The 24,350-nt window shown below is 37.0% G+C and carries 22 protein-coding genes; 3 read left to right on the top strand and 19 right to left on the bottom strand.

The window, feature by feature from the left end; translation table 11 throughout:
- Window positions 1-417: 417 nt before the first annotated feature.
- The 7 genes from DVJ99_RS01685 to DVJ99_RS01655 all read right to left on the bottom strand — a co-directional run bounded on the left by DVJ99_RS01685 (window position 418) and on the right by DVJ99_RS01655 (window position 7,804).
- Window positions 418-1,488 (bottom strand): Mrp/NBP35 family ATP-binding protein, encoded by a 1,071-nt coding sequence (locus DVJ99_RS01685; protein WP_105993372.1) that lies wholly within the window; start codon window positions 1,486-1,488, stop codon window positions 418-420.
- 173 nt (window positions 1,489-1,661) lie between these two features.
- The gene (locus tag DVJ99_RS01680) at window positions 1,662-3,119 is read right to left on the bottom strand and encodes an MDR family MFS transporter (protein ID WP_114602906.1); all 1,458 of its coding nucleotides are present in this window, start codon (window positions 3,117-3,119) and stop codon (window positions 1,662-1,664) included.
- A gap of 82 nt (window positions 3,120-3,201) precedes the next feature.
- Window positions 3,202-3,690 carry a SepA family multidrug efflux transporter gene (locus DVJ99_RS01675; protein WP_481900529.1) on the bottom strand — a complete coding sequence of 163 codons (489 nt, stop codon included), beginning with the start codon at window positions 3,688-3,690 and terminating at the stop codon, window positions 3,202-3,204.
- A 77-nt stretch (window positions 3,691-3,767) separates the two neighbouring features.
- Window positions 3,768-5,102 (bottom strand): multidrug efflux MFS transporter SdrM, encoded by a 1,335-nt coding sequence (gene sdrM, locus DVJ99_RS01670; RefSeq protein ID WP_114602905.1) that lies wholly within the window; start codon window positions 5,100-5,102, stop codon window positions 3,768-3,770.
- 89 nt (window positions 5,103-5,191) lie between these two features.
- A complete protein-coding gene (trhA, locus tag DVJ99_RS01665; RefSeq protein WP_105993368.1) occupies window positions 5,192-5,875 on the bottom strand; it encodes a PAQR family membrane homeostasis protein TrhA in 684 nt (227 codons plus the stop codon).
- Window positions 5,876-5,896: 21 nt separating this feature from the next.
- A complete protein-coding gene (locus tag DVJ99_RS01660) occupies window positions 5,897-7,090 on the bottom strand; it encodes a UTP--glucose-1-phosphate uridylyltransferase (protein ID WP_114602904.1) in 1,194 nt (397 codons plus the stop codon).
- A gap of 198 nt (window positions 7,091-7,288) precedes the next feature.
- A complete protein-coding gene (locus DVJ99_RS01655) occupies window positions 7,289-7,804 on the bottom strand; it encodes a metal-dependent hydrolase (RefSeq protein ID WP_105993366.1) in 516 nt (171 codons plus the stop codon).
- A 189-nt stretch (window positions 7,805-7,993) separates the two neighbouring features.
- Here DVJ99_RS01655 and DVJ99_RS01650 point away from each other — a divergent pair, with 189 nt between their 5' ends.
- Complete coding sequence (locus tag DVJ99_RS01650; protein ID WP_105993365.1) at window positions 7,994-8,254, top strand: SunI/YnzG family protein; 261 nt, start codon at window positions 7,994-7,996, stop codon at window positions 8,252-8,254.
- Between the two features lie 99 nt (window positions 8,255-8,353).
- Here DVJ99_RS01650 and DVJ99_RS01645 read toward each other — a convergent pair whose 3' ends face one another.
- Window positions 8,354-9,451: a low temperature requirement protein A gene (locus tag DVJ99_RS01645; protein WP_114602903.1), complete on the bottom strand. Its 1,098-nt coding sequence runs from the start codon at window positions 9,449-9,451 to the stop codon at window positions 8,354-8,356.
- A gap of 149 nt (window positions 9,452-9,600) precedes the next feature.
- Between DVJ99_RS01645 and DVJ99_RS01640 the strand changes: the two genes are divergently transcribed.
- Window positions 9,601-9,936, top strand: coding sequence for a heme oxygenase (locus DVJ99_RS01640; RefSeq protein ID WP_114602902.1), 336 nt, complete (start codon window positions 9,601-9,603; stop codon window positions 9,934-9,936).
- Window positions 9,937-10,033: 97 nt separating this feature from the next.
- Here DVJ99_RS01640 and DVJ99_RS01635 read toward each other — a convergent pair whose 3' ends face one another.
- The 7 genes from DVJ99_RS01635 to DVJ99_RS01605 all read right to left on the bottom strand — a co-directional run bounded on the left by DVJ99_RS01635 (window position 10,034) and on the right by DVJ99_RS01605 (window position 18,869).
- A complete protein-coding gene (locus DVJ99_RS01635; protein ID WP_114602901.1) occupies window positions 10,034-11,404 on the bottom strand; it encodes a YjiH family protein in 1,371 nt (456 codons plus the stop codon).
- A gap of 170 nt (window positions 11,405-11,574) precedes the next feature.
- On the bottom strand, window positions 11,575-12,537 hold the full coding sequence (locus DVJ99_RS01630) for a FecCD family ABC transporter permease (RefSeq protein WP_114602900.1): 963 nt from the start codon (window positions 12,535-12,537) through the stop codon (window positions 11,575-11,577).
- Window positions 12,534-13,559, bottom strand: coding sequence for a FecCD family ABC transporter permease (locus DVJ99_RS01625; RefSeq protein ID WP_114602899.1), 1,026 nt, complete (start codon window positions 13,557-13,559; stop codon window positions 12,534-12,536). The genes DVJ99_RS01630 and DVJ99_RS01625 overlap by 4 nt, the downstream gene beginning before the upstream one ends.
- Window positions 13,560-13,590: 31 nt before the next feature.
- The gene (locus DVJ99_RS01620) at window positions 13,591-14,580 is read right to left on the bottom strand and encodes an ABC transporter substrate-binding protein (protein ID WP_114602898.1); all 990 of its coding nucleotides are present in this window, start codon (window positions 14,578-14,580) and stop codon (window positions 13,591-13,593) included.
- A 279-nt stretch (window positions 14,581-14,859) separates the two neighbouring features.
- On the bottom strand, window positions 14,860-15,930 hold the full coding sequence (locus tag DVJ99_RS01615) for an alanine racemase (protein ID WP_114602897.1): 1,071 nt from the start codon (window positions 15,928-15,930) through the stop codon (window positions 14,860-14,862).
- A gap of 5 nt (window positions 15,931-15,935) precedes the next feature.
- Window positions 15,936-17,690, bottom strand: a complete 1,755-nt coding sequence (locus DVJ99_RS01610; protein ID WP_114602896.1) for an IucA/IucC family protein — start codon at window positions 17,688-17,690, stop codon at window positions 15,936-15,938.
- Complete coding sequence (locus DVJ99_RS01605) at window positions 17,691-18,869, bottom strand: MFS transporter (protein ID WP_114602895.1); 1,179 nt, start codon at window positions 18,867-18,869, stop codon at window positions 17,691-17,693.
- Window positions 18,870-18,976: 107 nt separating this feature from the next.
- Between DVJ99_RS01605 and DVJ99_RS01600 the strand changes: the two genes are divergently transcribed.
- Window positions 18,977-20,944 (top strand): IucA/IucC family protein, encoded by a 1,968-nt coding sequence (locus tag DVJ99_RS01600; protein ID WP_114602894.1) that lies wholly within the window; start codon window positions 18,977-18,979, stop codon window positions 20,942-20,944.
- Between the two features lie 119 nt (window positions 20,945-21,063).
- Here DVJ99_RS01600 and DVJ99_RS01595 read toward each other — a convergent pair whose 3' ends face one another.
- The 4 genes from DVJ99_RS01595 to DVJ99_RS01580 all read right to left on the bottom strand — a co-directional run bounded on the left by DVJ99_RS01595 (window position 21,064) and on the right by DVJ99_RS01580 (window position 24,144).
- Window positions 21,064-21,558, bottom strand: coding sequence for an Asp23/Gls24 family envelope stress response protein (locus DVJ99_RS01595; RefSeq protein WP_105993354.1), 495 nt, complete (start codon window positions 21,556-21,558; stop codon window positions 21,064-21,066).
- Between the two features lie 64 nt (window positions 21,559-21,622).
- Complete coding sequence (locus DVJ99_RS01590) at window positions 21,623-21,862, bottom strand: DUF2273 domain-containing protein (RefSeq protein ID WP_114602893.1); 240 nt, start codon at window positions 21,860-21,862, stop codon at window positions 21,623-21,625.
- A gap of 15 nt (window positions 21,863-21,877) precedes the next feature.
- Entirely contained in the window at window positions 21,878-22,426 is a 549-nt protein-coding gene (amaP, locus tag DVJ99_RS01585; RefSeq protein WP_114602892.1) for an alkaline shock response membrane anchor protein AmaP, read from the bottom strand.
- Between the two features lie 155 nt (window positions 22,427-22,581).
- Window positions 22,582-24,144: a BCCT family transporter gene (locus tag DVJ99_RS01580; RefSeq protein WP_114602891.1), complete on the bottom strand. Its 1,563-nt coding sequence runs from the start codon at window positions 24,142-24,144 to the stop codon at window positions 22,582-22,584.
- Window positions 24,145-24,350 lie beyond the last annotated feature (206 nt).

Raw genomic sequence — 24,350 nt, 5'->3', positions numbered from 1 at the left:
TCATAAAAACTATTTGTTATAAAACGTTTAAAACGTTTGTTAATTTTGGAATTAACGTTGACATATTGTCATTCAGTTTTCAATGTTCATTTTTTCAGTAACGTTATTTATTATAGCACTTCTCTTTTTCGAAGTCAACATTTAATTAACATTACTTTTACGATTTTAAAATGTTTGTTTCATCTTTGCAAGAGTAAGTTTTACACTCTCGAAATAATTTGTCGTGTTTTTTTCAGCGACTTAATTATCATATCACTTTAAAATCGTTAAGTCAATAACTTTTTCAAAGTTTTTTTGAAGTGGTTTGAACTGTTGTTTCGTTCTCTTGCTCACAAAAATATATTCTAACAGGATTCTGAGAAATTGCAAGAGAAAAACGCAAGTTTTTTTAAAAAACTTGCGCTTCATGGGAAAATCTTATTTTTTCATAGTTTTAGTAATGATTTTTTGTGCAATTTGTTGATAAATTTCACCTAATTGGTCTTCAGGTTGGTAAATTGACGGTGCAAAGTCTTTAGGATCCCAAGTCGGTTGCGCTAAAGGAAGTTGTCCTAATAAGTCAGAATTTAATTCATCTGCAAGTTTCTTACCGCCGTCTTTACCGAAGATATATTCTTTATTGCCTGTTTCTTTACTTTCGAAATAAGACATATTTTCAATAACACCTAAAATTGAGTGTTCTGTATGTTTAGCCATTGCACCTGCACGTGCTGCTACAAATGCTGCAGTAGGATGCGGTGTTGTAACAATAATTTCTTTACTTGATGGCAGCATTGTGTGTACGTCTAATGCCACATCGCCTGTTCCTGGAGGCAAGTCTAATAGTAAGTAATCGAGTTCTCCCCACTTAACATCTGTAAAGAAGTTTGTCAGCATTTTCCCAAGCATAGGTCCGCGCCAGATTACAGGTGCGTTTTCCTCTACGAAGAATGCCATAGACATAACTTTAACGCCATGACGTTCTACAGGTTTAACTGATTTTCCTTCAATACCAGGGCGTCCATCGATTCCCATCATATCCGGTACACTGAATCCGTAAATATCAGCATCAATCAAACCTACTCTTTTGCCTTCGCGAGCAAGTGCTACTGCCAAGTTGACTGCTACTGTAGATTTGCCTACGCCGCCTTTACCTGATGCAATTGCAATAAACTCGACCGGGTTATCTTTTGATAATAAGCCTTCGATTGTTTGCGGTTCATCAGTCGGATCATCTCCTGTAAACTCAGCAACTTTCTCAGGGTCTAATTCTTCAAATCGGATACCGACTGTATTCGCACCATTTTCTTTTAGTGTTTCGACAATCGCCATTTGCAAGTCTAATTGAGGTTTGCCACCTAACTTAGCCATTGCAATTTTAACACTGACGTGTTCAATTTCTTCTTTAATTGTGATATTGACAATACCACCTGTATCTTTAAGCGGGACATCTAAAATAGGATCTTTTAATTCTCCCACTAATTTGTCGACCTGTTCAACTGTTAACAAAGTAAGTCACCCCAAATATTTATAATTGATTACTCTTTTTATTTTAACAAACTTAATGTAGGAGTGGTAACGAATAATCCGAACAAATGAATAATTTCGCTCAATATATTACAAAAAACCAGTAAAAACACGCGATTCATGTTTTTACTGGTTAATATTTCATAGTCTTAATTTTATATTTTACGTACATTCGCTTGCTGTTTTGTTTGGCCTTTCACACGATCTCTGATAAATAAACCGATAATAAAGCCGATAAATACAATTACCGTTACAACGCCGAATGATAAATCCACTCCGCGTGCAATTGCTTCTCTGTGCAATAGTTCTTTTGTCGCTGCTTCATGAGGATCTGGTGCAAATGTTCTTGAACCTAAAGTCATTAACGCCACCATTAATGCTGTTCCGATAGATGAAGCCATCATTCTGGCAAAGTTCATGATTGCTGTACCATGAGAGATATCTTTATTCGGCAGTGCGTTGACACCTGCTGTGTTCAGCGGCATTGCGAGTAAAGAAACCGAGAACATTCTTAGTGCATAAATCACTACGAGGTACCAATAAGGTGTATCTACTTTTAAGAATGCTAATACTGCTGTGAGTACTGTCAGCATAATGAAACCTGTAATAACTAAAGGTCTCACACCATATTTATCATAGAACTTACCAGTGTAAATAGACATTACACCATTAACGATAGCACCTGGCAAAATAACAAGTCCTGATAAGAATGCTGAAAGCCCCATTGCGTTTTGAACATAAATCGGAATTAATAATGCGGGACCAATCATAGAAGTCATGACAATCATGGAACAAATAGAAGTTAGAGTAAATGTCTTGTTCTTAAAGACACGTAAATTCAAAATCGGATTTTCAATCGTTAATTGGCGTTTTACAAATGCATAAATTACAAATAAACTTGCCACAAACGGTACATAGAACATCCAATTATTGAAGCCTAATGAACCTGCACTGCTGAATGCATATAACATAACACCGAACCCTAATGTTGAATAGACAACAGAGCGTTTATCCAGTGTAATGTCTTTTGGTTCATTAAAGTTTGCAATACTGATTGCACCGAAGATAAATCCAGCTAATGCAATGACCGCAACCGCAATAAACGGTGTACGCCAACTGCTGACATCGATAATCAAACCAGAAACTGTCGGTCCGATTGCGGGTGCGAAGGATATTACTAATCCTGCAAGCCCCATCGCAAATCCTCTTTCTTCTTTAGGGAAGAGCGTGAATAATGTAAATTGCATCAGCGGCATAATAATACCTGCGCCCATTGCTTGTATCACACGAGCAGTCATCAATACACCGAAGTTAGGTGCTATGGCTGCTAAAATGGATCCTGCTAAAAAGATACCCATGGAAGCTAAGTATAAAGGTCTGGTTTTAACCTTATCCATTAAGAATGCTGTTAATGGAATCATGACCCCGTTCACAAGCATAAAGCCAGTTACCAACCATTGTGATGTGTTTTCACCAATGTTGAAACTGCGCATGATAGCAGGCAAAGCTGTATTAAGAAGCGTTTGGTTTAATATTGCAATGAATGCACTTGTAATCATTACCGTAACGATAATGTTTCTTTTTTGATGTGAAATAGTAGCCTGCTCTGGCATAGATATAAACACTCCTTTGTAAACTTACCATAATATAATGCAACATAAATGGTTAGCAAAGCAAACTAATTGCTCATTCGGATTATTTATTTCTATTGAGGTTCTCACTTTCCGGATAAAAGACTTCTTTACATACATAAAAGAATGCCATAATCAGCATAATCACCCAAAAATCAATATTGATTGAAGTGTAATGAATATGGATTACGAAATAGAACATCAGTGTAGTTACCGAATAAGAGATCAAATGGAATATTTCGCCATGAAAATATGGACTTTGCGGTAATTTCTTTTTGAAGTAATCCATCAAGTATTCCACTAAGAACATCGTGAAGTAACCGAGCACAATATAGCTGCCGTAATAAAATAAGTTTTGATAAAAACCTTTGTTATATCCAAAATACCCTAGATGCCAAAAGATAAGCAGACGACTTAAACCATATAATACAAATCCTAAGAGTGTGAGGAAAATCGCACCCGAAATCACAAACACTAATAGAACAATCAATGTAGATATCAAATTAAAAATATTAAACTTGAAAAATTTCACGCTTTCCTCACCTCTTTTCATTTTTTATACACCCGTATAATAACACAAACTCATTTCCCCTATAAATAAAATATCCCGCTCATCGGCGGGACATCTTATCAAGTCTTAGATTCATTTTTATAAGCAATAATCCACAATACATATAAAGCAGCAATGAAGACCAGTATCAGCGATACGTTATTTAAAATACGTGCTCCGCCGACAACAAAAGGTAAAGCATACATGCCGCCCATGATCGTTGAACCGATAGAATTTCCTAGATTTTTAGATAATGAATAAAACGACATCATCCGCTTCATCTCATGCGGCGAAGTTTCTTCTTGCACAATCACACTGTCCTTTGTATAAACAATACCGAAACTTGCGCCTGCCAACAGCAATGTGGCCGCTAACAACAATGGCGCCGCATGTGTCACAAACACAATCAAACTACATAGCAATAATGATGTAAATGCAGCAAGATATAATGCCTTTCTGGTTAATCTTGCTTCTATTCTATGTAAATTGAAGTTAATCAATAACCATGCTGCTGAAATCGGAAAGACAACAAATCCGCTTTGCAGCGGCGATAATCCTATTTCCTCCTGCAGATAAATCGGCATGTACAAGTTATAACCCATCAATATCATGGCATAGACGAAATCTGTAATAAAGATAATCGTAATGCGTCTATTAAATTCTTGAATAGGCAAGAATGGTGCACGTACTTTCTTTTCAATTGTTGTAAGGTAGTACGCAAATACTAAACCGATTGCAATTAAAACAATTTTAACTGCCATTGAAAACGGCGTCGTAATCGCACCCATAATAAAGATTAATGCTAAATAGAAAAACAGCAGTCCCTTTGTATCAAAGGGTTCTTCGTTTAAAACTTTATCTTCATCAAAATGGAAAGTTGCAAATGCAAGTACCGCTGCAATCACAGCTATCGGAATATTAATGAAGAATAACCAATGCCAAGTCGCAAATTCTAAAATTGCACCGCCGAGCAAAGGTCCGATAATGCTGGAAATGCCCCAAACACTGCCGACAATTCCCATTATTTTATAACGCAGCGGAATCTCGAATGCTAGTTTAGGGACAATCTGGCTCAGAACCATCATAATACCTGAACCCATACCTTGAATAAAACGCGAAACAATCAGCAAAGCAAATGTGCTGCTTAAGCCAGACATTAAACTTCCGATACTGAATAATAATAAACCTGCAATCGTTACATGAATTAATTTAAAGCGCGATAAAAGTTCTCCGACTAACGGATTCACGATGACTAATGCAATAAAGTAAATTGAAAATACTAGCGAGATTGCACTCGTCACATTCAAATCTGTTTTAATCGTCGGAAGTGCTAAAGAAATAATCGACGTTTCGATAGCAGCCATAAACATAATCAAAATCAATGCAGTTACGACTCCAATTGATTTTATATTCATACGTACACCTCTTTCTTTCTGATTAATCTCTCACTTAATGAAGAAAGAGGTTGAGACTTCTGATTATCAAAAGCCCCATCCTCTTAGCACTACATAAAGTATAAAATACCGATAAAATGGCATATGGATGCGATCACAATAAAAATATGCCATATCATATGAAAATAAGGACGATTTTTTTGTGCATAAAACCATGCACCGATGGTATAAGCAATGCCGCCTAATAAAATAAACAGCATAAATTGCCAAGATGCTTCTCTCCAAATAATCGGAAGATATAAAATACCGACCCATCCCATAATCAAATACATAAACAAACTCAGTTTCGGATTCACATTTTCTCCGATCGCTTTATAGAGGATACCCCAAATGGTAATCCCCCACAACAGAAGCATAATAATCCAACCGAACCATCCGCCGACAACAACCAGCGAAACAGGTGTATATGTACCGGATATTGCGATATAAATCATACTATGATCAATAATACGCAATATATACTTATGGGGAGAGTTATTCTCCATCACATGATAAATCGTTGATGACAGCAGCATCAAAAAGATACTGATAATATAAATAGAGACACTGACCGACGCTAATAAGCCGCCATGTATGTAACTATGTACAGAGGCATACGGCAAAACCAGCAATGCGATAAAGGCAGCTGCACCATGAGATACAGCATTGCCTATCTCTTCTCCGAATGACAGCGGAATAATATCTTTAAAGCGATTGAGCCCATGGCCTGTGTGTGAATTTGAAGTCTGTTTCAATAATGACTCCACCTTTTTTCATTAAATAAGATTTAGTCGTTTTAAATCTTCTGTTGCAGTTTCCACACTATCTTTGCCTTCACGGTTTTTAAGCGGTGAAAACTCTTCTTCTCTCGGAACTTGCAAAGTAATAAAACTTGTTGCGTATTTAAAGATATCAAAATAGAACAATTCGAATTTCAATGCCGTATCTTTCACTACATTATAATCTTCATCTAATTGTTTCAGTTGTTTCACTGCTAAATGATATGGCATTTCGCGATTGACAGCTGATTGAATAAACGCAAGTTTAAATGCGTGAATGCCGATGTTCGCATTTTGGAATTGATGCACATCAGAATCGCCCAGCTCAGAATACTCAAGCACTGCATCTTTGCTGTCGATATTTACAAGACGCCCGACACTTTCATTTTCTTTAGGTCGGATAGATTTCGTACTGATGTCACGGTTAGCTTCTGCAGTAAAGCCTGCAAATACCGGATCCAGCACACGTGCTAATACGTTATCAATATTGTTCATAAAGATAAATTTAACACCGTCTTCTTCCATCTTATCCAAATAACCATATTTATCTAAGGCTTTAAATACGCCGCCGTTTCCGTTCGGCGTTTCCATCACTTCAGCTTTTTCAGTTAAAATAATACCGCCGTCTTCATTCAACGCGACAATATTTTCTTGTTTGAAGAAGTGAATGGCTTCAGGATCGTAACCAAAGTAATTTTGATCTTTAAAGAATTTTTGTGTTGCTTCATCATTAATGTCGCTCGTCATGATATACCAGTCGACAGTATGACCCGTCTGTTCTTTAAGTTTTAAAAGCTGTCTTGCTTGTAATTCGAATAAGCTGACACCTTCAATTTCAAAAGACCCTTTCGGACCGTCATAGCCGAGACGTGTACCTTGACCGCCAGCCATTAATACAACTGCAAATTCGCCATTCTTAATCGCAGCAATACCTTTATCATAATATGCGTTCAACTCTTCAGCAGAGAAATCTTCGCGTACTCTGTATTTTACTTCTGACGCTTCCGATGCCGCTTCTGATTTATTTTGTGATTGCTCAACATATAACGATTGATACATATCCATAATAGAAGATAAATCTAATGATTCTAATTTATTAGCAATATTTTCTTTTTCATTGGCACTCATCAACTTTTCCAATTCTAAAAAATGCTGTTGATTAAATTTCTCTAATTTACTCTTATCAAACATGATACCTCTCCTTAAGTTTTCCGCGATTAAAAAGCGTTCTTTCCCTCATGCAATATACATTGGTATGTTCGAACCTTTCGATATTCTCAAATTATATCATAAATAGATACATCAAGCGCAAACCTCCGCTTAATTCATAAGCAGAGGTTCTTTTTAAAACGATTCTATTCATCTATACATAACACAAACTTGAAATCATTAAAAGTTTAAATGCAGCCAATGGGTTAACCATTGGTTGATAACTTCGCGAAATATAACATATGTCCCGCCGAAAGTAAATGCAGTAGCCAATGAGAGATCCACCATTCCCCCTGTTTTAAATTGCACAGGCAGTTTAACTGACAATGGAAATGGATATAATAACTTAACACCTCTTGGTGTCAGCATATCAAGAATGATATGCGAAGCCATGCCACCTATAATGGCTGCCATATATACAGGCGGTGTATGTATAGTAGATAACAGCAGCGCAATAATAAGCGTAAATAAAATAGAATGTGTGAATGTGCGATGACCGAACAAAAGCCGAACGATAATGCTTAAAAATTTAAAACGCCGTCCGATTTTGCTTTGTGCATGGCAAATGTCTGGCAATAAGCTTCCAGCCCCTGCCAATACTACAGCAGTCACGGAAGTGAATAAATCCGGATGGTAATAATTTATCGCAAGTGTTCCTATTAGAAACCCGCATGATAAGTGTGTTTTCCCTGTCATCTCTATACTCCTTTCTGATTTTATTATTTTAGCACATTTTCTACACAAACACGAACGTATTTTCGGACTGTATGTTCGCTTTTTTAATTAGTATGTCATATTAATTAAAAAAGTATCTCACATTTGTTGAAAACGGTTTCTAAATAGTGTATGATAGCTTTACAAAATAAATAAAGGATGTGTTCCATAATGGCAATGACAGTAAAGAAAGATAATAACGAAGTTCGTATCCAATGGAGAGTAGCAGATATCAAAATCCCTACAGAAAGTATTAAAAGCGTAACAGAAGATCAAGATATCCACGCACTTGTAGATGCAGGAGACAAAGAAGTTTCTCGTATCGGTTCAACATTCGGTAAAACTAACCGTGTTATTATTGATACTGAAGATCACGAATACATCATCTTCACTTTCAATGATAAGAAAGTCTATAATGAACTCACAAAATAAATCAATAATATAAGCGCAAAAAACTTCCGTTTCGTATTGAGTGAAACGGAAGTTTTTTCTGCTTTTCTTTTTATTATTAAACTGATAATTCCTTTTTGCTTATTCTGCTTGATTCAAAACTTCTTTATTCTCAAGATAATACAAGCTGACGAGTACAATGATACCGATGATTTGTACGACGGTAATCAAATGAATATTCGGGATAGCAAAACCGATGAGCGTTGTTGCACATATAATCGAAATATAAATCCCTTTTTTCTCAGTAAACTTGCGATGCAGAATTGTATCAAAGAACACACCGAATAAGAATACACAAAAGGCAATCGTGTAACCGATACCTTCCGCAAAACTTAGCGGATGATTAGAAAGTCCTTTGTTCATTATTAAGAAAATAAAGTTGGCTGAATAAATTAAAAACAAATGCAAGTAAATTGTTAAGAATCCTGTTGCTTCGTCTTTCTCCTGATCTAAACTGCCTCTGTAATGGAAGGCATAGATAACAAATAAGCTGATAATCATTAAGAAGTACACGATGTCCAAAATTTTAAAGTGTGTTAACTCCATGTTGTTGACAATCTGTACAATTCCTTCACCGAATAACAAAATCATAAATAAGCTTAAACGCTCAGATAAATGTTTGAACTCTACAGGGTTTTGTTTAGAAGTACGTGCAAACAATGCTGGATAAACTGCTGAGATCAAAATCCCAACAAAGTAAACCCAAAAATTAATCCCTGTCGGCAATACAATACTGATCACTGATAGTATTACTGTGAAAATCAAACCAGATGTATAGATTTTAAGGAAACGAAAATCGATAGAATGATCTACAAATTTATAGCTGATGACATACTGCAAGATAATACTAATGAAAATCACTGTTGTTGTAGCCACAAATGGCACAAATGTTTCTTGGAACTCACCATTAATCGCTTTTGATAAATATAAAATCAAGAACATGTCCACAAAAAGGAACACATATTGATACCATTTCTGATCAAAGAATCGATTGGTAAATAATGTGTGATAAATCCAAATTGAGAAAAACACTAAAAACAACATAAAATTTTTGCCTAAGCTTTCTAAATCAACCAGCGAACTTGAGATATGTTCTACTGTCACATTAATAGTTGAAAGTACATAAACAAAGACTAAGTCGAAAAACAATTCCGCAAAACTTACTTCTTTTTTCTTCATCACTTTTCCCCTCTACTGTTAGACTCTTCTTTTTCTATTTAAATATTGTACCACACAACTTACTTTTAAAATAACTAAAATTACTTCTTATTCAAAATGTAAAAATCGGGTAAAGAACATTGAGATATATTTTGAAAGGACTGATGGTTATGTATATTGTAACGAATCAAATAGAAATTAAAAAAGGTTATGCCGAAAAAATGGCACCTCGTTTTACTTCCAACCAAGATTTAAAAAAGGTACTCGGTTTTAATCGCGTTGAAGTCAGCTTGCTTGAAGATGACACAGAGGATACAGAAACAATAAATGTCACAACTTGGTGGGAAAGCCAAGAAGACTATGAAAACTGGGTGAACAGTGATGCTTTCAAAAAAGCACATCAACGTCCAAAATCCGATTCAGACAATGAACAAAGCACCTCTCCGGTTATTGGAAGCAGACGTATTAAATCTACTGTACTCTCTTCATTAGGAGATATTTCATAATTTTTCTTTAAGCGAAACAAAAAATACGCAACACGTTCATGCAATCTATGCACAACGTGCTGCGTATTTATATTCTAATCCAAAGTCTTTCATTAATTTAGAAGTATAAGTGTGCCATTATAGCGATAATCGGCAGTACAATAATTGTTCTTAGTAAGAAAATCACAAATAATTTACCAATGCTGACTGGAATCTTAGAACCTAAGATAACGCCCCCTACTTCAGATAAGTAAATCAATTGAGAAATACTCAATGCCCCTACAACGAATAATGTAATCTGACTCTTCACACCATCAATTAAAATCGACGGCAAGAACATGTCCGCAAAGCCGATCAGCATAGTTTCAGAAGCACGTCCTGCTTCAGGAATTTGAAGCAACTCTAAAATCGGCACAAATGGTTTACCGATAATTTCAAAGACCGGCGTATAAGTTGCGATAATTGTAGCCAATGTACCGATTGCCATAACCACCGGTAAAATCGCAAACCACATGTCAATTACAGTACCCAAACCTGATTTGAAGAATTGTAAAAAACCAGGCGACTTGACACCTTTTTCAGTTGCTAAGTTAAAACCATGTCTGACTGCAGAAACACCTTCAGGTTTAGATTCATCTTTAACATAGTCGCTGTTATCAACCGCATATTCTTCAGGTACACTGCGCAACGGCCAGATTCTCGGCATAATCATAGCTGCCACTAAACAAGATACAATGACCGTAAGGTAGAAATAGAAGAAATGATTCTGCATGCCAACTGTTTCTGCGACAACAATCGCAAAGGTCAGCGATACAACACTGAACGTTGTTGAAATAACAGTGGCTTCACGTCTTGAATAAAAGCCTTCTTCATATTGACGGCTTGTAATAATAACACCGACAGTGCCGTCTCCGATAAATGAAGCTAAGTTATCAACCGTAGAACGTCCAGGTAATGTGAACAACGGTCGCATAATCGGTCTGAAAATTGGCCCTAACATTTCTAACAGACCAAACTCCATTAATAGCGGCAAGAAAAGTGCCGCAAAGAAGAACACTGTAAATAATGTAGGTAATAAGCTTGAAAAGACTAAATTTCCGGTATCATCTGAATAAATCATCTTTGTTCCAATATGTAAAAATGTCATCCAAGCAAATACGACTGCAAGCAATCTCACGATCAACCATATTGGCGTTACATTAAAGACTGTATTCATTAAACCGTCAGGCTTTAAGTGCTTCTTTAAAAAAGTAGAACAGAATAAACTTAAAACACCTGATAAAGTAATGACAATCAATAATAGATACGGCATTGACGGCCCTAGTGTTTCTTTTAACCAATTGGCTAAAAAGGCCACCGTTAACGTTGTTTGTTTCTTCCCATCTTGTGTAACTGGAATCGGTACTAAGAAGAGTAAGATACCGATTACTGACATGACAATAAATTTAATACGTCCCTTTAAGATTTCTGATTTTGTATATTTTTTCATAGAATCTCCCTCTCATTACAATACATTATAATCATATTGAGAAGACTAAGCAATAAGAATTTTAATATTAATACATAAATATGTATAAAATTAATTGTTATAATATTCTAATAATTTAGTCCATTAAAAAACTGTCCCACGTTTTAATGAGACAGTTTAAACATTCCCTATTACATTTTGCGTAAAACATAAATAAAGTAAGGTGCACCGACAATCGCAATAATCACACCGACCGGTATATCGAGCGGCGGATGAATTCCTCTTGCCAGCGTATCGCTGACCACAATTAAAATAGCACCAATCAATCCGGACATCATAATAATATGGAGATGTTTGTGTCCGACGATAGAACGTGCAATATGCGGTGCAATCAAACCTAAGAAGCTTAATCCCCCTACAACTGCGATAGATGAACCTGCAAGCATTACTGCCAATATCAATAATACCATTTTGACAGGACGCACTCTCGTACCTAGTGCGGTCGCCACTTGATCACCTAAATGCAAGATGTCCAAGCGCTGTGCTAAAAAGAGAATAAGCGGTACGGTCACAATGAACCACGGTAAAATGGAAATCACGTGTTCCATAGAACGGCCGAATAAACTACCCGTCAACCAGACTAATGCTAAGTTCGCTTCGATTGGGAAACGGATTAATAAGTATTGTACAACCGCCATACATATCGCACCGATTGCTAAACCGATTAATGCTAAATTCGAACCTTGTACTTCTTTACGTGCGATTAAGTAAGACAATAATAAACTGATGACTAATGCACCGGCAAACGATGCGACAGGCAAGACATAAATAGGTGCTTTCGGAAACAGAATCAAGACTGTAACTGCCGCTAAACTTGCACCTTTTGTAATACCGATGACGTCAGGTGAAGCTAATGGGTTGCGGACCACACCTTGAATGACTGCACCGGAAATCGCTAAACTGCTGCCGACCAGCAAGCCGACAAATAATCTTGGTTCACGATATTGATTCACAATGAAGTCATCTTGCAGAATCAAACCTCTGACTGCTTGCAGCGGATTGACAAACACTGCACCGACACATAATGAGAAGATAGAAACAATAATCAAAATGGCGATGACGATAGAATATTTGCGTCCTAAATGCTTTGTCATGTCCGTTTCACCCCTCTCAATGTTAATGCTAAGAAGTAAATAGCTCCTACGAATGATGTCACAATACCGACAGGTGTCTCAAACGGAAATGAAATCAGACGGCTGAGTACATCTGATAGCAGCAACAATGCTGCACCGAAGATCATCGTCAACGGAATAATCACGAAATAGTTATGAGAGGTATAATATTTAACGATATGCGGCACAATCAATCCGATAAAGCCGATCGGCCCTGCAATTGATACTGAAGCACCAGCTAGAATTACTACCAGTACCCCTAGCAGCATACGTGTTAATTTAATATTTTGTCCTAGTCCGCGTGCTAATTCATCTCCAAGTTCCAATACAGAGATTTGGCGTGCCATAAACAACGCACCGATAAATGCGCCGATAATCCAAGGCATAATGGAAAGGACATCCGGCCATTTCAATGTAGATAATGTACCTACAAGCCAAAAGTAAACGGTTGTTGTAGAATCTTCATTCAATAAAATAATCCCTTGCGTCAAACTTGTGAAGAAGAGATGCACTGTCATACCGGCTAATGCTAACTTAACCGGTGTCATACCTCGCGTAGAATCCGACAACATATAAACAATACTGCCGCCGATCAAAGCGCCGATAAATGCTAGTAATGTTGAAATCGCAGTTAATGCCGGGAAGATTACTGTAATCACAACGATTACAAATGAGGCACCTGCGTTCACACCGAATATTTGCGGTGACGCAAGCGGGTTGCGTGTCATGGCCTGCATAAACAGACCCGCCACTGCTAAAGCCGCACCAATCAATAAACCGCCTACCATTCTAGGCATACGGATATTATGTATAATAAATGTATTTTTCGTGTCATGATGCCAAAGTAAATAATCTGCAACGTCTTTAAACTTCATATGTGTTGAGCCTACAGTCAAATTGAAATAGATAATAAGAAAAAGAAAGCACACACTCCCGATAAACAGGAGCGTTGTGCGTCTTCTTTGTTTCTTTTCAACCAGGCTGTGGCTAGATTGGTTCGTCATAGCCGTTCACCCTTCTATTATTCTTAATCGCTTATTTGTTGTCTTGTTCTTTAGATAGTTTTACTAATTCTTTCGCAATTTCCTCTGATGAAATCAAACCGCGAGATCTTGACCATGTACTGCGGTCTACAGTGTAAACACGTTTGTTTTTAACTGCATCGATTGTTTGCCATACTTTGTCGTTCTCTTGTTTTTTCAATAACGGTTTGTCTTTTTCATCAATCATAATGAACATTTGTTTAGGATTTACTTTAGCAACTTGTTCAGTTGTCATCTTCAAGTACGGACCTTCTAAATACTTAGGCAAGTCTTTTGAAACATCTTTGTTTAATGCTTCTTTAAATCCTAATTCATTGAATACTTGACCTACATAAGATTTATCTGAGTGTGCCATGATATCTGTTTTAGTTAAAACAGCTGGTAAAGCAGCTAAATCTTTATTTAAAGTAATATCTTTTGAGTACTCATCCATTTTCTTTTTATGTTCATCTAAACGTTTTTGGCCTTCTTTTTCTTTATTCAAGGCTTTTGCGATAGTTTTGAATGATTCAAGATTTTCTTTGTAGTCTCCATCGAAACTTGGTAATAAGATTGTTGGAGCAATTTTGTTCAACTCTTTATAAATACCTTTATGACGTTGCGCATCCGCAATAATCAAATCAGGTTTTTCTTTACTGATGACTTCTAAGTTAGGTTGTTTACGTGTACCTACTGACTCATAATCACCGATTTTTTCGCGAATCGGTTTGATAATACGATCTTTCTTGTTGTCATCTGCCACACCGACAGGTTTCACATCTAATGCCGCTAAGGCATCAACGAATGAATATTCTAAAGCAACAACACGTTTAGCATCTTTCTTAACTTTTGTAGTGCCTGCTTCATTTTTTACTGCAATTGTATCTTTTGAAGATTTGCTGTCAGATTCCTTTGAACTGTCTTTGCTGTTATTTCCGCATGCAGCAACTACTGTCAAAGCGAGTACTAACATAAGAATACCAAGAAACTTTAATTTGTTCATGCTTTCACTCCTTAATATGGTTAGATGCTTTATGAGACACAAATGAAATGACGCTTTTTCTTAACTTTAAAGCTATCATACAATCGCCCAAGTTATGTATGCCAGAAAGGATTACAATCGCTTTCATTCATTATGATATATCCCATTTAGCGCTCATTCAATCATCTTACTTTTATTTTATTGATAACGATTCTCAATGTCAATATAGATATAAATTTTTTTAAGAAAAAAACCGAACAAATTAGTCCGGTTTTCACAATACTTTCTTATTTTTAAGCATTAGGGCCTGATTTGTACATGGTCAGGATGTGTTTTAAAGTGGTCTACTAGCACTTGCACACCTGCATCTTTAATGTAGACATGCTTCAATGTTTTTTGATACATACTTTGTGCCAATGCATTATAGCCTAATGTAAATTCAATCACATCGCCGGTTTGATAATAATCAGCATTCTGCAAATCAATCATTAAGTGATCGCTGGTTGCGCCCATCACTTTGATTTGATTATTGAGCGGCGTGATATCTTCTACAACTGTATCGATATGTCCAATATCTAAAATGGCTTGCAGGTAGGATGTATCCCGCTTCACATCAATTCTAGGTTTAATCTCTATTATTTCAGCTTTCAGCGTAATCGCATTTTGATATAAATAATGAATCGGCTGCTGATCTACTGTGCTGACACCTCTGAATAACGATTCTCCGATGCGCAGATGATTGATTCTGCCGAATGTACAATAATCCAGCAGCGGCAAGGCACTGGAATTACCGCCGGAAATCATATTCAATGGATAGCCTGTGTCTTTTTCTATATTTTGTATGAATTGATTAATGCGCAAGATATCTTCTTCCGTCGGCGGAAAATCCATAAAGCACATAAAGTTGAAAGCCAGTCCTGCTAGACAGATATTAGGCATATACATGATTTCATTGATATAACGCACCACATCATATGTTAATACACCTTCGCGGCTGTCTTTCCAATCTACCATTAAGAGTATTTTATGTTTGCGCCCTTGTGCTTTAGCTGTTTCGTTTAATAAACGGATAGTTTCAATATCTGTTTGAATACTGATAGCTGTCTTATTAACACAATCTTCTAATTCACTGCGGTTTGGTGTCCGTATCAGCATATAGGAGAGTGCTTCATCATTAAGTTGATCGATATTGACCATACGTGCATCACCCATTTGATTAAAACCTAAACTTTTTAAAGCTTCTACAATCAGCTTATCTCCGGCAACACATTTTATAACCGGCATCATTTCCAAATTGCTTTGGTCCAGCTTTTGTTTCAGCATCAGCGCATTAAATTTGATTTTGGCTAAATCTATTTCTACATAAGCCACATGACTCACTCTCCTTCTCGCAACGGATTCTCTAGAACTGTATTGACATAGCGTTTCACTTTGCCTTCCATACGCATTCGAAGCAGCGACTTCACTTTGATTGTCGGTCCGAACAGCACGCGATGCAATACTTCTGCATGCGGTTGGTTAGGATCTATCGCTTGTTTCGTAATATGCTGCACAATTTCAAACAATTCCGCTTCCGTCACACCTTCATATTGGCTTAAATGATAAATCAATTCTCCTAATTGATTTTGAATCACTGCATGTTGAAACTTCGCAATCACCGCTTCCATATCTTTTGCAATTAAACTTTCATTTTCAACGCGTACATTCGGTACTTTCTTTCTCAAAGTATCTAAATCAATACGCGAACCGCCTAAATCTCTGACCATGAAAGTCATTTTATAATCCTTGCCTAATTTCACAATGGTATTTTGCATATGTGCTTCTAATGCTATACCGTATTCTTGAATATAAGCAATCAGCGGCGGAATTAAAGTATGTGCATAGATAGTAATAAATTGTTTGATAGAATCAGGTGTCACTTCATTATCCACCCATTCTAAATAACTTTCTGCAATTTTCTTATTATCTACAGGATTAGAATTGACTAAACTAGCTGTGACGACAGTAACGCCTTCCCCATCTAGTTCAGGCTTTTCCCTTACAATATATGCTAATTGACGTGCTTCATCCGGTTCTGTTTCAGCATGCAGACCAAACGGTTCTTTTGCGACTTTCAGCTGCGGGTAAACATCTAGCATATCTTGCAGTTCATAGCTGAGTTTAGGTCCATCTACTGTTGTTACAGAAGACACAGTACGCACAGCACTTGTTGCTTGTACTTGTACCGGCAATTTAATATGAAACGGATCATCTAACAGCGCCATCGTTCTGAATGATAACGTCGCTTTAGACTTCAACGTTACGGGTGTCGGAATTAATCGCTGTTCAATCATCCATGACTTAAATTGCTCCACAATGACATGTTCATATTGCCAAGGATGTACAATCACCACTTCGAAATCATCAATATTATAGCCGAGTGCTTTCGCATAATCTTTTAATTGCTGTTTGTGATGTTTCAAAACTTCATTCAGCATAAAGTCTTGATCGTGCGATGCACTGGTTGTCACTGCATCTGCTTTCTTCAGGAGCATAACTTTTAATGGAATGATTTGTTCGAATTCAGGCGCATATCGCTGCACTTCTTCATTCGTCAAAGGCAATTTGGTTTTCGATAATGGATGTGTCGGATGCCCTTCAGCGACTAAACTTTCAGAGTAAAGCAAATCATCCATTTCACCCAACGCAGTCATATGTGACATCCACGCAAAGTAATTCAAACTTACAGGCATTCTTGAGAATTTCATGCTGTCTTGAATCAAGTTTCTGCGCTGCTCCATTTGCGCATAGGTTAAATCAAAACCTCTTCTGCTGTGAATCAATTCTTGTTTCAAACGTTCAGGAAAAGGTGTATCGAAATGTGTTTCTAATATTTCTACTAAAGCTTCTAAGGAAGCAATCGTTGTTGTTTGATTACCGACTTGATATTGAATTTGTCCCGCCATTTTATAACGTTCAAAGGCACCGCGGTCAGTAATTTTTACAAATAGCAGCTGTCCTTTATATTGTACTTCTAATCTGTCTTCTAAATGACGGATATGCGTACCTTCTGGATAGATATGCTCTTTGACCCATGCATTGAATACACGGTGCTGCATATTCATATCTGCTTGTTGAATTGTTGTTTCCATTTATATTACACTTCCTCTATTCTTCAGTTCTTTAACCCCGTAAAACAAGGTCGCGATGACAATCGTACTGATTCCCATCGTAATAAATGTAGGCACGATACCAATCATCTCTGCTAAAGCACTCATAATGACAGCACCTAACGGAATCATACCGCGGTCCATCATGACAATACTTAATATACGACCGCGCTTTTCTGGTTCGATATGTGTTTGGAAATAAACACGATTGGTCGTACGTGCGCATTGACTGAATAATCCTATTAAGAAGATACATCCAAAAAGTAAAATCGAGTTCGGCATGATCACCATCAATAATGTTATACCGAATAAAATCGAACTCAGATAATACACATTGATTGAATAAAATAATTTCAATAATTGCGGCAATAGCAATGTTGCAGTAATACCGCCGAGTGCACTAAATGTCATCGCAATACCAAAGACAGAGGCTTGACCTGGAAAGTTCAAACTGGTTAATACAGGTAAAAGCGTGGTATATGAAAAGCCAGTTGCCATGATAAGCAATGATGTAATAAAAATATTAAGTCCTTGTACATGTGTTTTAAAATAATCTTTGACGACCGACACTGAAAAGCGGGCATCTGCTTCTTCGGTAGAAGCTGAAGCTGTTTTAAAGTGCAGCGGTACACATAAAAGTGCAGCACCCACATAAACAACAGTTTGTGCTAAAAAGGCAAACTTTACATTCAGCACCGCTATAATCCCGCCTGCAACTGCAGGTCCGATTGATCGGCAGATATTGATAATAAATGAATGATAAGAAACTGCCTTGACTGTACTGAGCTTTTCAGACAAATCTGGTAAAATCGCTTGTCTGATCGGCGTCTCTACAGCATTAAGTATGCCTCTCCCGCAGGCATAAATCAAAATAATGTATATTGGCAATTCCCCGATTTCAAAACTTAAAAAACATAAGATTGCAGTTAAAACGGCAGAAGATGTAATCGTAATACGAATTAATACGCCTCTATCATACTTATCTGCAATCGCACCGGCCCAAATACTTAAAAATAAAATAGGAATGAGCCGTACGAAATTGACAAGACCTAGATAAAACGCATTATGGTAAGAGTCATAAACATACCAGTTTAATGCAATTTGTCCGATCCAATTCCCCAAAAACAGTAGGAATGAACTTGGAAAAAAATATTTGGCCATTTCAAAATTCCACCTGTCTTTTTAATTGATAATGATTATCATTACCGATATGATGGATTATACAAATCTTTAGTAGTTTTGTAAAATGATTAATTAAGAGGTGTATTATGAAAAATAATTTACAAGATACTCATCAGCAACCAATCAACCTGACACAAGAGGAACAATCAGCATTTGATTTCCTTAGTGCCAACCACCCATTGTGGGCTGAACAATTTACTAAAGTTTTACTTACAGCCAGAGATTTAATTACCAAACGTCTCGTGGTTTCAATTTATAGAGAAAATATGGTGAACCAAGCCCATACTTCGCAAATTCTTAATGCAGAAGAAGTTCCGTTTGCGCTTGTGTCCCCAACACAAAAAGTTATGAAAATGGATTGGCCGGCTTCTGATCAATCACTGTATGCCCCTATTTCAGGGTTCCATGCTTTTGACCGCATTGATATGCAAGGTCCTTTTTATTTTGTGTCCCTATCTGATTCTAATCATGTACAGCGTATTATGCATCCAGAAGAAGTATTAGATGTCATTTTGAAAGAGGCACCGCAATATAAAGGTCCTGCAAGCCAGCAATTCAGTGATGATATGATGAACAGTGCAGCCAATATGGCACTTGCATTAAGCTATCAGGCTACTGCTTTAAAAGACGATACACAATCAATGCTTGAAATTATCGAACAGGCTTCAGATAGTTATTTACGCTCTGAGCAAGCAGTCATCGAAGGTCATCCGCTTCATCCGGGTGCCAAACTGCGCAAAGGCTTAACGCCTGAAATGAATATCCGCTATTCTTCAGAGTTTCAGCATAAACAAGCATTAAAATGGATTGCGGTGCATAATGACTTAGTTCGAACACAAACACTGGAGCATACATATAATGACACGCTCTTTAATGCTTTTGAAGGTCTGAAAACAGCCTTTGATCAAGTTGTACCTAATGATGCCAAAGATGCTTTCAGCATAATTATTTTGCATCCGTGGCAATATGATGAAATTTTGCATCGCGATTACCAAGATGAAATCAATCAAGGACTTATCTTAGACATTGATTATGATACAACGTATTATGCCGGTCTATCATTTAGAACCTTGGTACCGAAACTGCCGCAAACAACACCGCATGTGAAGTTATCTACCAATGTGCATATTACAGGTGAAATCCGTACCCTATCTGAACAAACTACTTTCAATGGACCGTTAGTGACACACATCGTCAATCGTATCTTAGCGCATGATGCATTATTTAAAGACATCAAAGCTTCAACGATTCCTGAAACAGCAGGTATTCATTTTTATAATGCGAATGATCAAGGCGAATATCAAACTGAACGCAGCGAACAATTAGGTTCATTATTACGTGAAAATGTTTATCACCTTACAGAAGACAATACGATAAATATCATTCCATCGAGCTTTGTGTCAGTAAATCCTAATGAAGGTACAGCAGTGGTCAATACATTGATTACTCGTTTCAAAGCAGCACAAAATTTTGATACATTCGAATCTGCCGCATTATCATGGCTTTCAGATTATGCACAAGCCTTAGTAGATTTAGTTGTTCCGCTGATGGTCAAATACGGCATTGCATTAGAAGCACACTTACAAAATGCGGTTGCTTCATTTAACCTTGACGGCAGCTTCAACCGTATCTTTATTAGAGATTTTGAGGGCTTGAGAATTGATGAAGCACAGTTGAATCAACTTGGTTATTCAACTGCACATTTCCATGAGAAATCACGTATATTAACTGATAAATCTGTTTCTGTTTTCAACAAAGCTTTCTATTCAACGATTCAAAATCATTTAGGCGAAATGATTCTTACTATTGCACAACACGCAGAAGATAGTGCCGCATTTGAAAACAGTCTGTGGAACGAAGTTAAACGTATAACACAAGCCAAGTTCCAACAAATGCATGAGGATAAAGAGATTGATAATGAACGTTTATCACGTATCGAACAAGTCTTTTTTGATCAGACTATCGACTATAAATGCGTGACTACTATGCGTTTAGAAGATGAGGCACATGAATATACTTACGTGAAAGTCGACAATCCTCTATCCCCTAACTAAATCAACTACTTTTATTTTCTGGCAGGAAGCATAGACTTCCTGTCTTTTTTTATTTCATCCAAAAAAAGAGGGCGGAAATCTATTTCCGTCCTCTGCCATTGCTTTATGCTTCAGATTACTTATTGTAATCCTTTTTCTTGTTTTTGCTGCTCTTTATTATCTTTTTGTTTTTGTTCGAATTCTTTACGTGTCATCACATCTTCAACACGCATATTCACTTCAACAACTTGCAAGCCAGTCATGTGTTTCACTTGTTCTTTAATCAAGTCTGTCACTTTGCGGAAGATTTTAGGTGCTGCTTCACCGTATTCTAAAATGACTTTTAAGTCTACTGCTGTTTGTTTTTCTCCTACTTCAACTGAAACACCTTGTGTTACATTTTCAGTACTAGAGAATTGGTTGCTGATGCTGTCGACGAAATTGCCTTTCAATGAAAGAATTCCGTCTACTTCGCGTGCCGCAATACCAGCAATTTTTTCAATAACTTCATCTGCGAATGTTAATTTATTTTGGAATTTAGGTTGTTGGTTCGCTTGGTTTTCTTGCTGCTCCACTTGGTTTACCCCTGTTTCTTGGTCATAAGCTTGTTTTGCTTTAGTATTATCAACTGCCATAGTGCATTCTCCTTTTTATTTAGAAATTTCCATATGCGTCTCAAATGTTTACTAAAATTATAAGTTAACTCCACCGATTTAAAAAGTTTAGAAATTGTTGTCTACGGTCTTTAATGTACCCGATTCCTATTCCGATTAAACACAACACGATAATCAGGACGGTTTTCCAAAAGCCGATGGTTAAGAATAAAATCGCAATGACTAAAAAGACTAAAAAGCCAACAATTCTTCCAATGTAACTCTTTATAAAATCAACAACGTGTTGTGTAGAATCATTCGGTTTTTGTTTGTTTTCGTTAGACATCCTGTTCCCCCTCCTTTATAACACTCTTGGACTTGATGGACTTTTTTGATCCTTAACATTTACTTCTAATTTTCTAATAGGTACTTCCGCAAAATACTCTACGTTTTTCTTAATATCTGTTCTGACATTTTCAGTTATTGTTTGTGCATGTGATTGATCTGGTAAAAAGAAATCAGCCTTTAAGTCTATGTAAGACTTTTTCTTCTTGCTGTAGCATTTTGTCACCACATTCGGCTGCATGAGCTGATCATATTGTGCCATAGTATCAAGTGCAACTTTGTCAATTGATTTTCTTGATATATAAATATGACCATCCGAATAGATTTTATACAATCCCGGTTTTCGATGTGTGGGCGCAAACAGACTGAAAATCAATATGATGCCGAGTAAAATCAGTAAACCAGCTAAGGTAAACAGTACTGGCAAGAACCATGCGAAAGTCAGAAGCTGTTGCTGATAAGTATCGACTTGCGGTACTTGAGGTACTTTCATAAGCATAAAGACAAGCATACCTACAACTGCCACAATCAAAAGACCTAATATGAAATTTTTCAATCTTCTCACGGTGCTGCACCTCCTCAATCCTAATGTTAATTACTTTAATATTTAAATACCCCTGCTAAACAATTGGAAAACACATTGAATTTAACCAATTAAAAATTAAAAAGCATAAGCTCTACATACAATACGTATTGTATGTAGCAACTTATGCTTTATATTTAAGAATCCGACTCTGAAATATTACGGTTACGCTTTTTAGACAGCACTTTGCGCTGCTTATGATTTGACGTGTGATACCTCGGTTTTTCTTCGCCTAACGCTATAAACAACGACCACATCATAAAGATAATGACAATGGAGAAAGGCAACGCTGCGATAATCAACAAGTTCTGAATCGCTTGTGTTCCTCCTGTATAAATCATGATTAATGCGAACAAGGCTAAAATCACACCCCATGAAACTTTGACTGAAGATGAGGGGGTAATGCTGCCTTTTGAGCTCAGCATACCTAATACATAAGTCGCTGAGTCAGCTGATGTGACGAAGAAAATCATGATGACTGCTAACGACACTAAACTTAAAATGAAACCTAACGGATAATGCTGCAGTGTTGCAAACGTAGCTGTTTCAGTTGCCTCTTTTGCAATATCCGCAATACCATTCTTTTGTAAATAAATCGCAGCTGAACCGAATACCGCAAAGAAGAAGAAACATACTAATGCCGGCACAAATAATACACCTAAAATAAATTCTTTAATTGTACGGCCGCGTGAAACACGAGCAATAAAGATACCGACGAATGGTGCCCATGAAATCCACCATGCCCAATAGAATACTGTCCAGTTCTGCATCCATTGGAATTTGTCGCCGCCATTTTGCGGAATACGCAAACTCATACCGAAGAAATTGAAAATATAATTTCCTAATGAGTTGGTAAAGTTATTCAATGTGAATAATGTAGGTCCGACTGCGAACAAGACAATCAATACGATAAATGCTAATACCATATTGATGTTGCTGAGTGTTTTAATCCCTTTATCAATCCCTGACCAAGCACTCCATGTGAATAAGATTGTCGCAATCACTACAATGACAACTTGCATTCCAAAGTTAGACGGCAGTTTGAATAAGTAATGCAGCCCTTCATTAATCTGCAGTGCACCGAATCCTAACGTTGCGGCTACACCCGTCACTGTCGCAATAATCGCAAGTACGTCAATCATTCCGCCGATAGGACCGCGCATGCGCTTTTCACCAAATAACGGCACTAATGTTGCACTGACTAACCCTGCATAGCCTCTATGGAAACTGAAATAGGCAAAGACTAATGCGACAATACCGTATACTGCCCAAGCATGCACACCCCAGTGGAAGAATGCAAACTGCATCGCATCATCAATGGCTGCTTGCGTCCCTGCTTTATGTAACGGTGTTTGTGTATAAGCATGGCTGATAGGTTCTGCTGTTGTCCAGAATACTAAACCAATTCCCATACCTGCACTAAACAACATCGCAAACCAAGATTGCAGTGAAAACTCAGGATCTTCTCCTTCCTCACCTAAAGTGATACTAGAATAACGTGAGAACAACAAATAAATACAAACAATCAAAATCACTAATAATAAAATCAGATAATACCAAGTGAAATATTTTGCGATGAAAGTTGTAATTTGTTGCGTCCCTGTCTCAAGATGTTTTGGAAAAATTGCGCCGAAAATCACAAAAAGTGTGCATATCGTAAGCGCAAACCAAAACACTTTGGTCATCTTATTGACTTTCATAAACCTAAATCCCTTCTAAAAGTTGATATGATGTCATTACCCGATATAAAACTTTTTAATCTTTATTATTTTTTACGATAATATACTAGGTTGCACAATACTTTCATTAAAGGAAAAAGGGGCTGGGACATAAATACAGCCTCAAAAGAACCCCGCTGAAATTCCAAATTGAATTTCAGCGGGGTTTTTATATAAATTACACATAT

Origin of the sequence: Staphylococcus sp. EZ-P03 (assembly GCF_003344575.1) — a bacterium.
GTDB lineage: Bacteria > Bacillota > Bacilli > Staphylococcales > Staphylococcaceae > Staphylococcus > Staphylococcus simulans_B.
Note: the sequence above shows the minus strand (reverse complement) of the source record. Positions and strands in the feature narration are given on the sequence as shown.

Coding starts and splice junctions, on each gene's coding strand:
- DVJ99_RS01680 (WP_114602906.1), bottom strand. CDS start 3,119: ATGCCAGAGCAGGCTACTATTTCACATCAAAAAAGAAACATTATCGTT.
- DVJ99_RS01675 (WP_481900529.1), bottom strand. CDS start 3,690: ATGAAAAGAGGTGAGGAAAGCGTGAAATTTTTCAAGTTTAATATTTTT.
- sdrM (WP_114602905.1), bottom strand. CDS start 5,102: ATGAATATAAAATCAATTGGAGTCGTAACTGCATTGATTTTGATTATG.
- DVJ99_RS01660 (WP_114602904.1), bottom strand. CDS start 7,090: ATGTTTGATAAGAGTAAATTAGAGAAATTTAATCAACAGCATTTTTTA.
- DVJ99_RS01655 (WP_105993366.1), bottom strand. CDS start 7,804: ATGACAGGGAAAACACACTTATCATGCGGGTTTCTAATAGGAACACTT.
- DVJ99_RS01650 (WP_105993365.1), top strand. CDS start 7,994: ATGGCAATGACAGTAAAGAAAGATAATAACGAAGTTCGTATCCAATGG.
- DVJ99_RS01645 (WP_114602903.1), bottom strand. CDS start 9,451: ATGAAGAAAAAAGAAGTAAGTTTTGCGGAATTGTTTTTCGACTTAGTC.
- DVJ99_RS01640 (WP_114602902.1), top strand. CDS start 9,601: ATGTATATTGTAACGAATCAAATAGAAATTAAAAAAGGTTATGCCGAA.
- DVJ99_RS01635 (WP_114602901.1), bottom strand. CDS start 11,404: ATGAAAAAATATACAAAATCAGAAATCTTAAAGGGACGTATTAAATTT.
- DVJ99_RS01630 (WP_114602900.1), bottom strand. CDS start 12,537: ATGACAAAGCATTTAGGACGCAAATATTCTATCGTCATCGCCATTTTG.
- DVJ99_RS01625 (WP_114602899.1), bottom strand. CDS start 13,559: ATGACGAACCAATCTAGCCACAGCCTGGTTGAAAAGAAACAAAGAAGA.
- DVJ99_RS01620 (WP_114602898.1), bottom strand. CDS start 14,580: ATGAACAAATTAAAGTTTCTTGGTATTCTTATGTTAGTACTCGCTTTG.
- DVJ99_RS01610 (WP_114602896.1), bottom strand. CDS start 17,690: ATGGAAACAACAATTCAACAAGCAGATATGAATATGCAGCACCGTGTA.
- DVJ99_RS01605 (WP_114602895.1), bottom strand. CDS start 18,869: ATGGCCAAATATTTTTTTCCAAGTTCATTCCTACTGTTTTTGGGGAAT.
- DVJ99_RS01600 (WP_114602894.1), top strand. CDS start 18,977: ATGAAAAATAATTTACAAGATACTCATCAGCAACCAATCAACCTGACA.
- DVJ99_RS01595 (WP_105993354.1), bottom strand. CDS start 21,558: ATGGCAGTTGATAATACTAAAGCAAAACAAGCTTATGACCAAGAAACA.
- DVJ99_RS01590 (WP_114602893.1), bottom strand. CDS start 21,862: ATGTCTAACGAAAACAAACAAAAACCGAATGATTCTACACAACACGTT.
- DVJ99_RS01580 (WP_114602891.1), bottom strand. CDS start 24,144: ATGAAAGTCAATAAGATGACCAAAGTGTTTTGGTTTGCGCTTACGATA.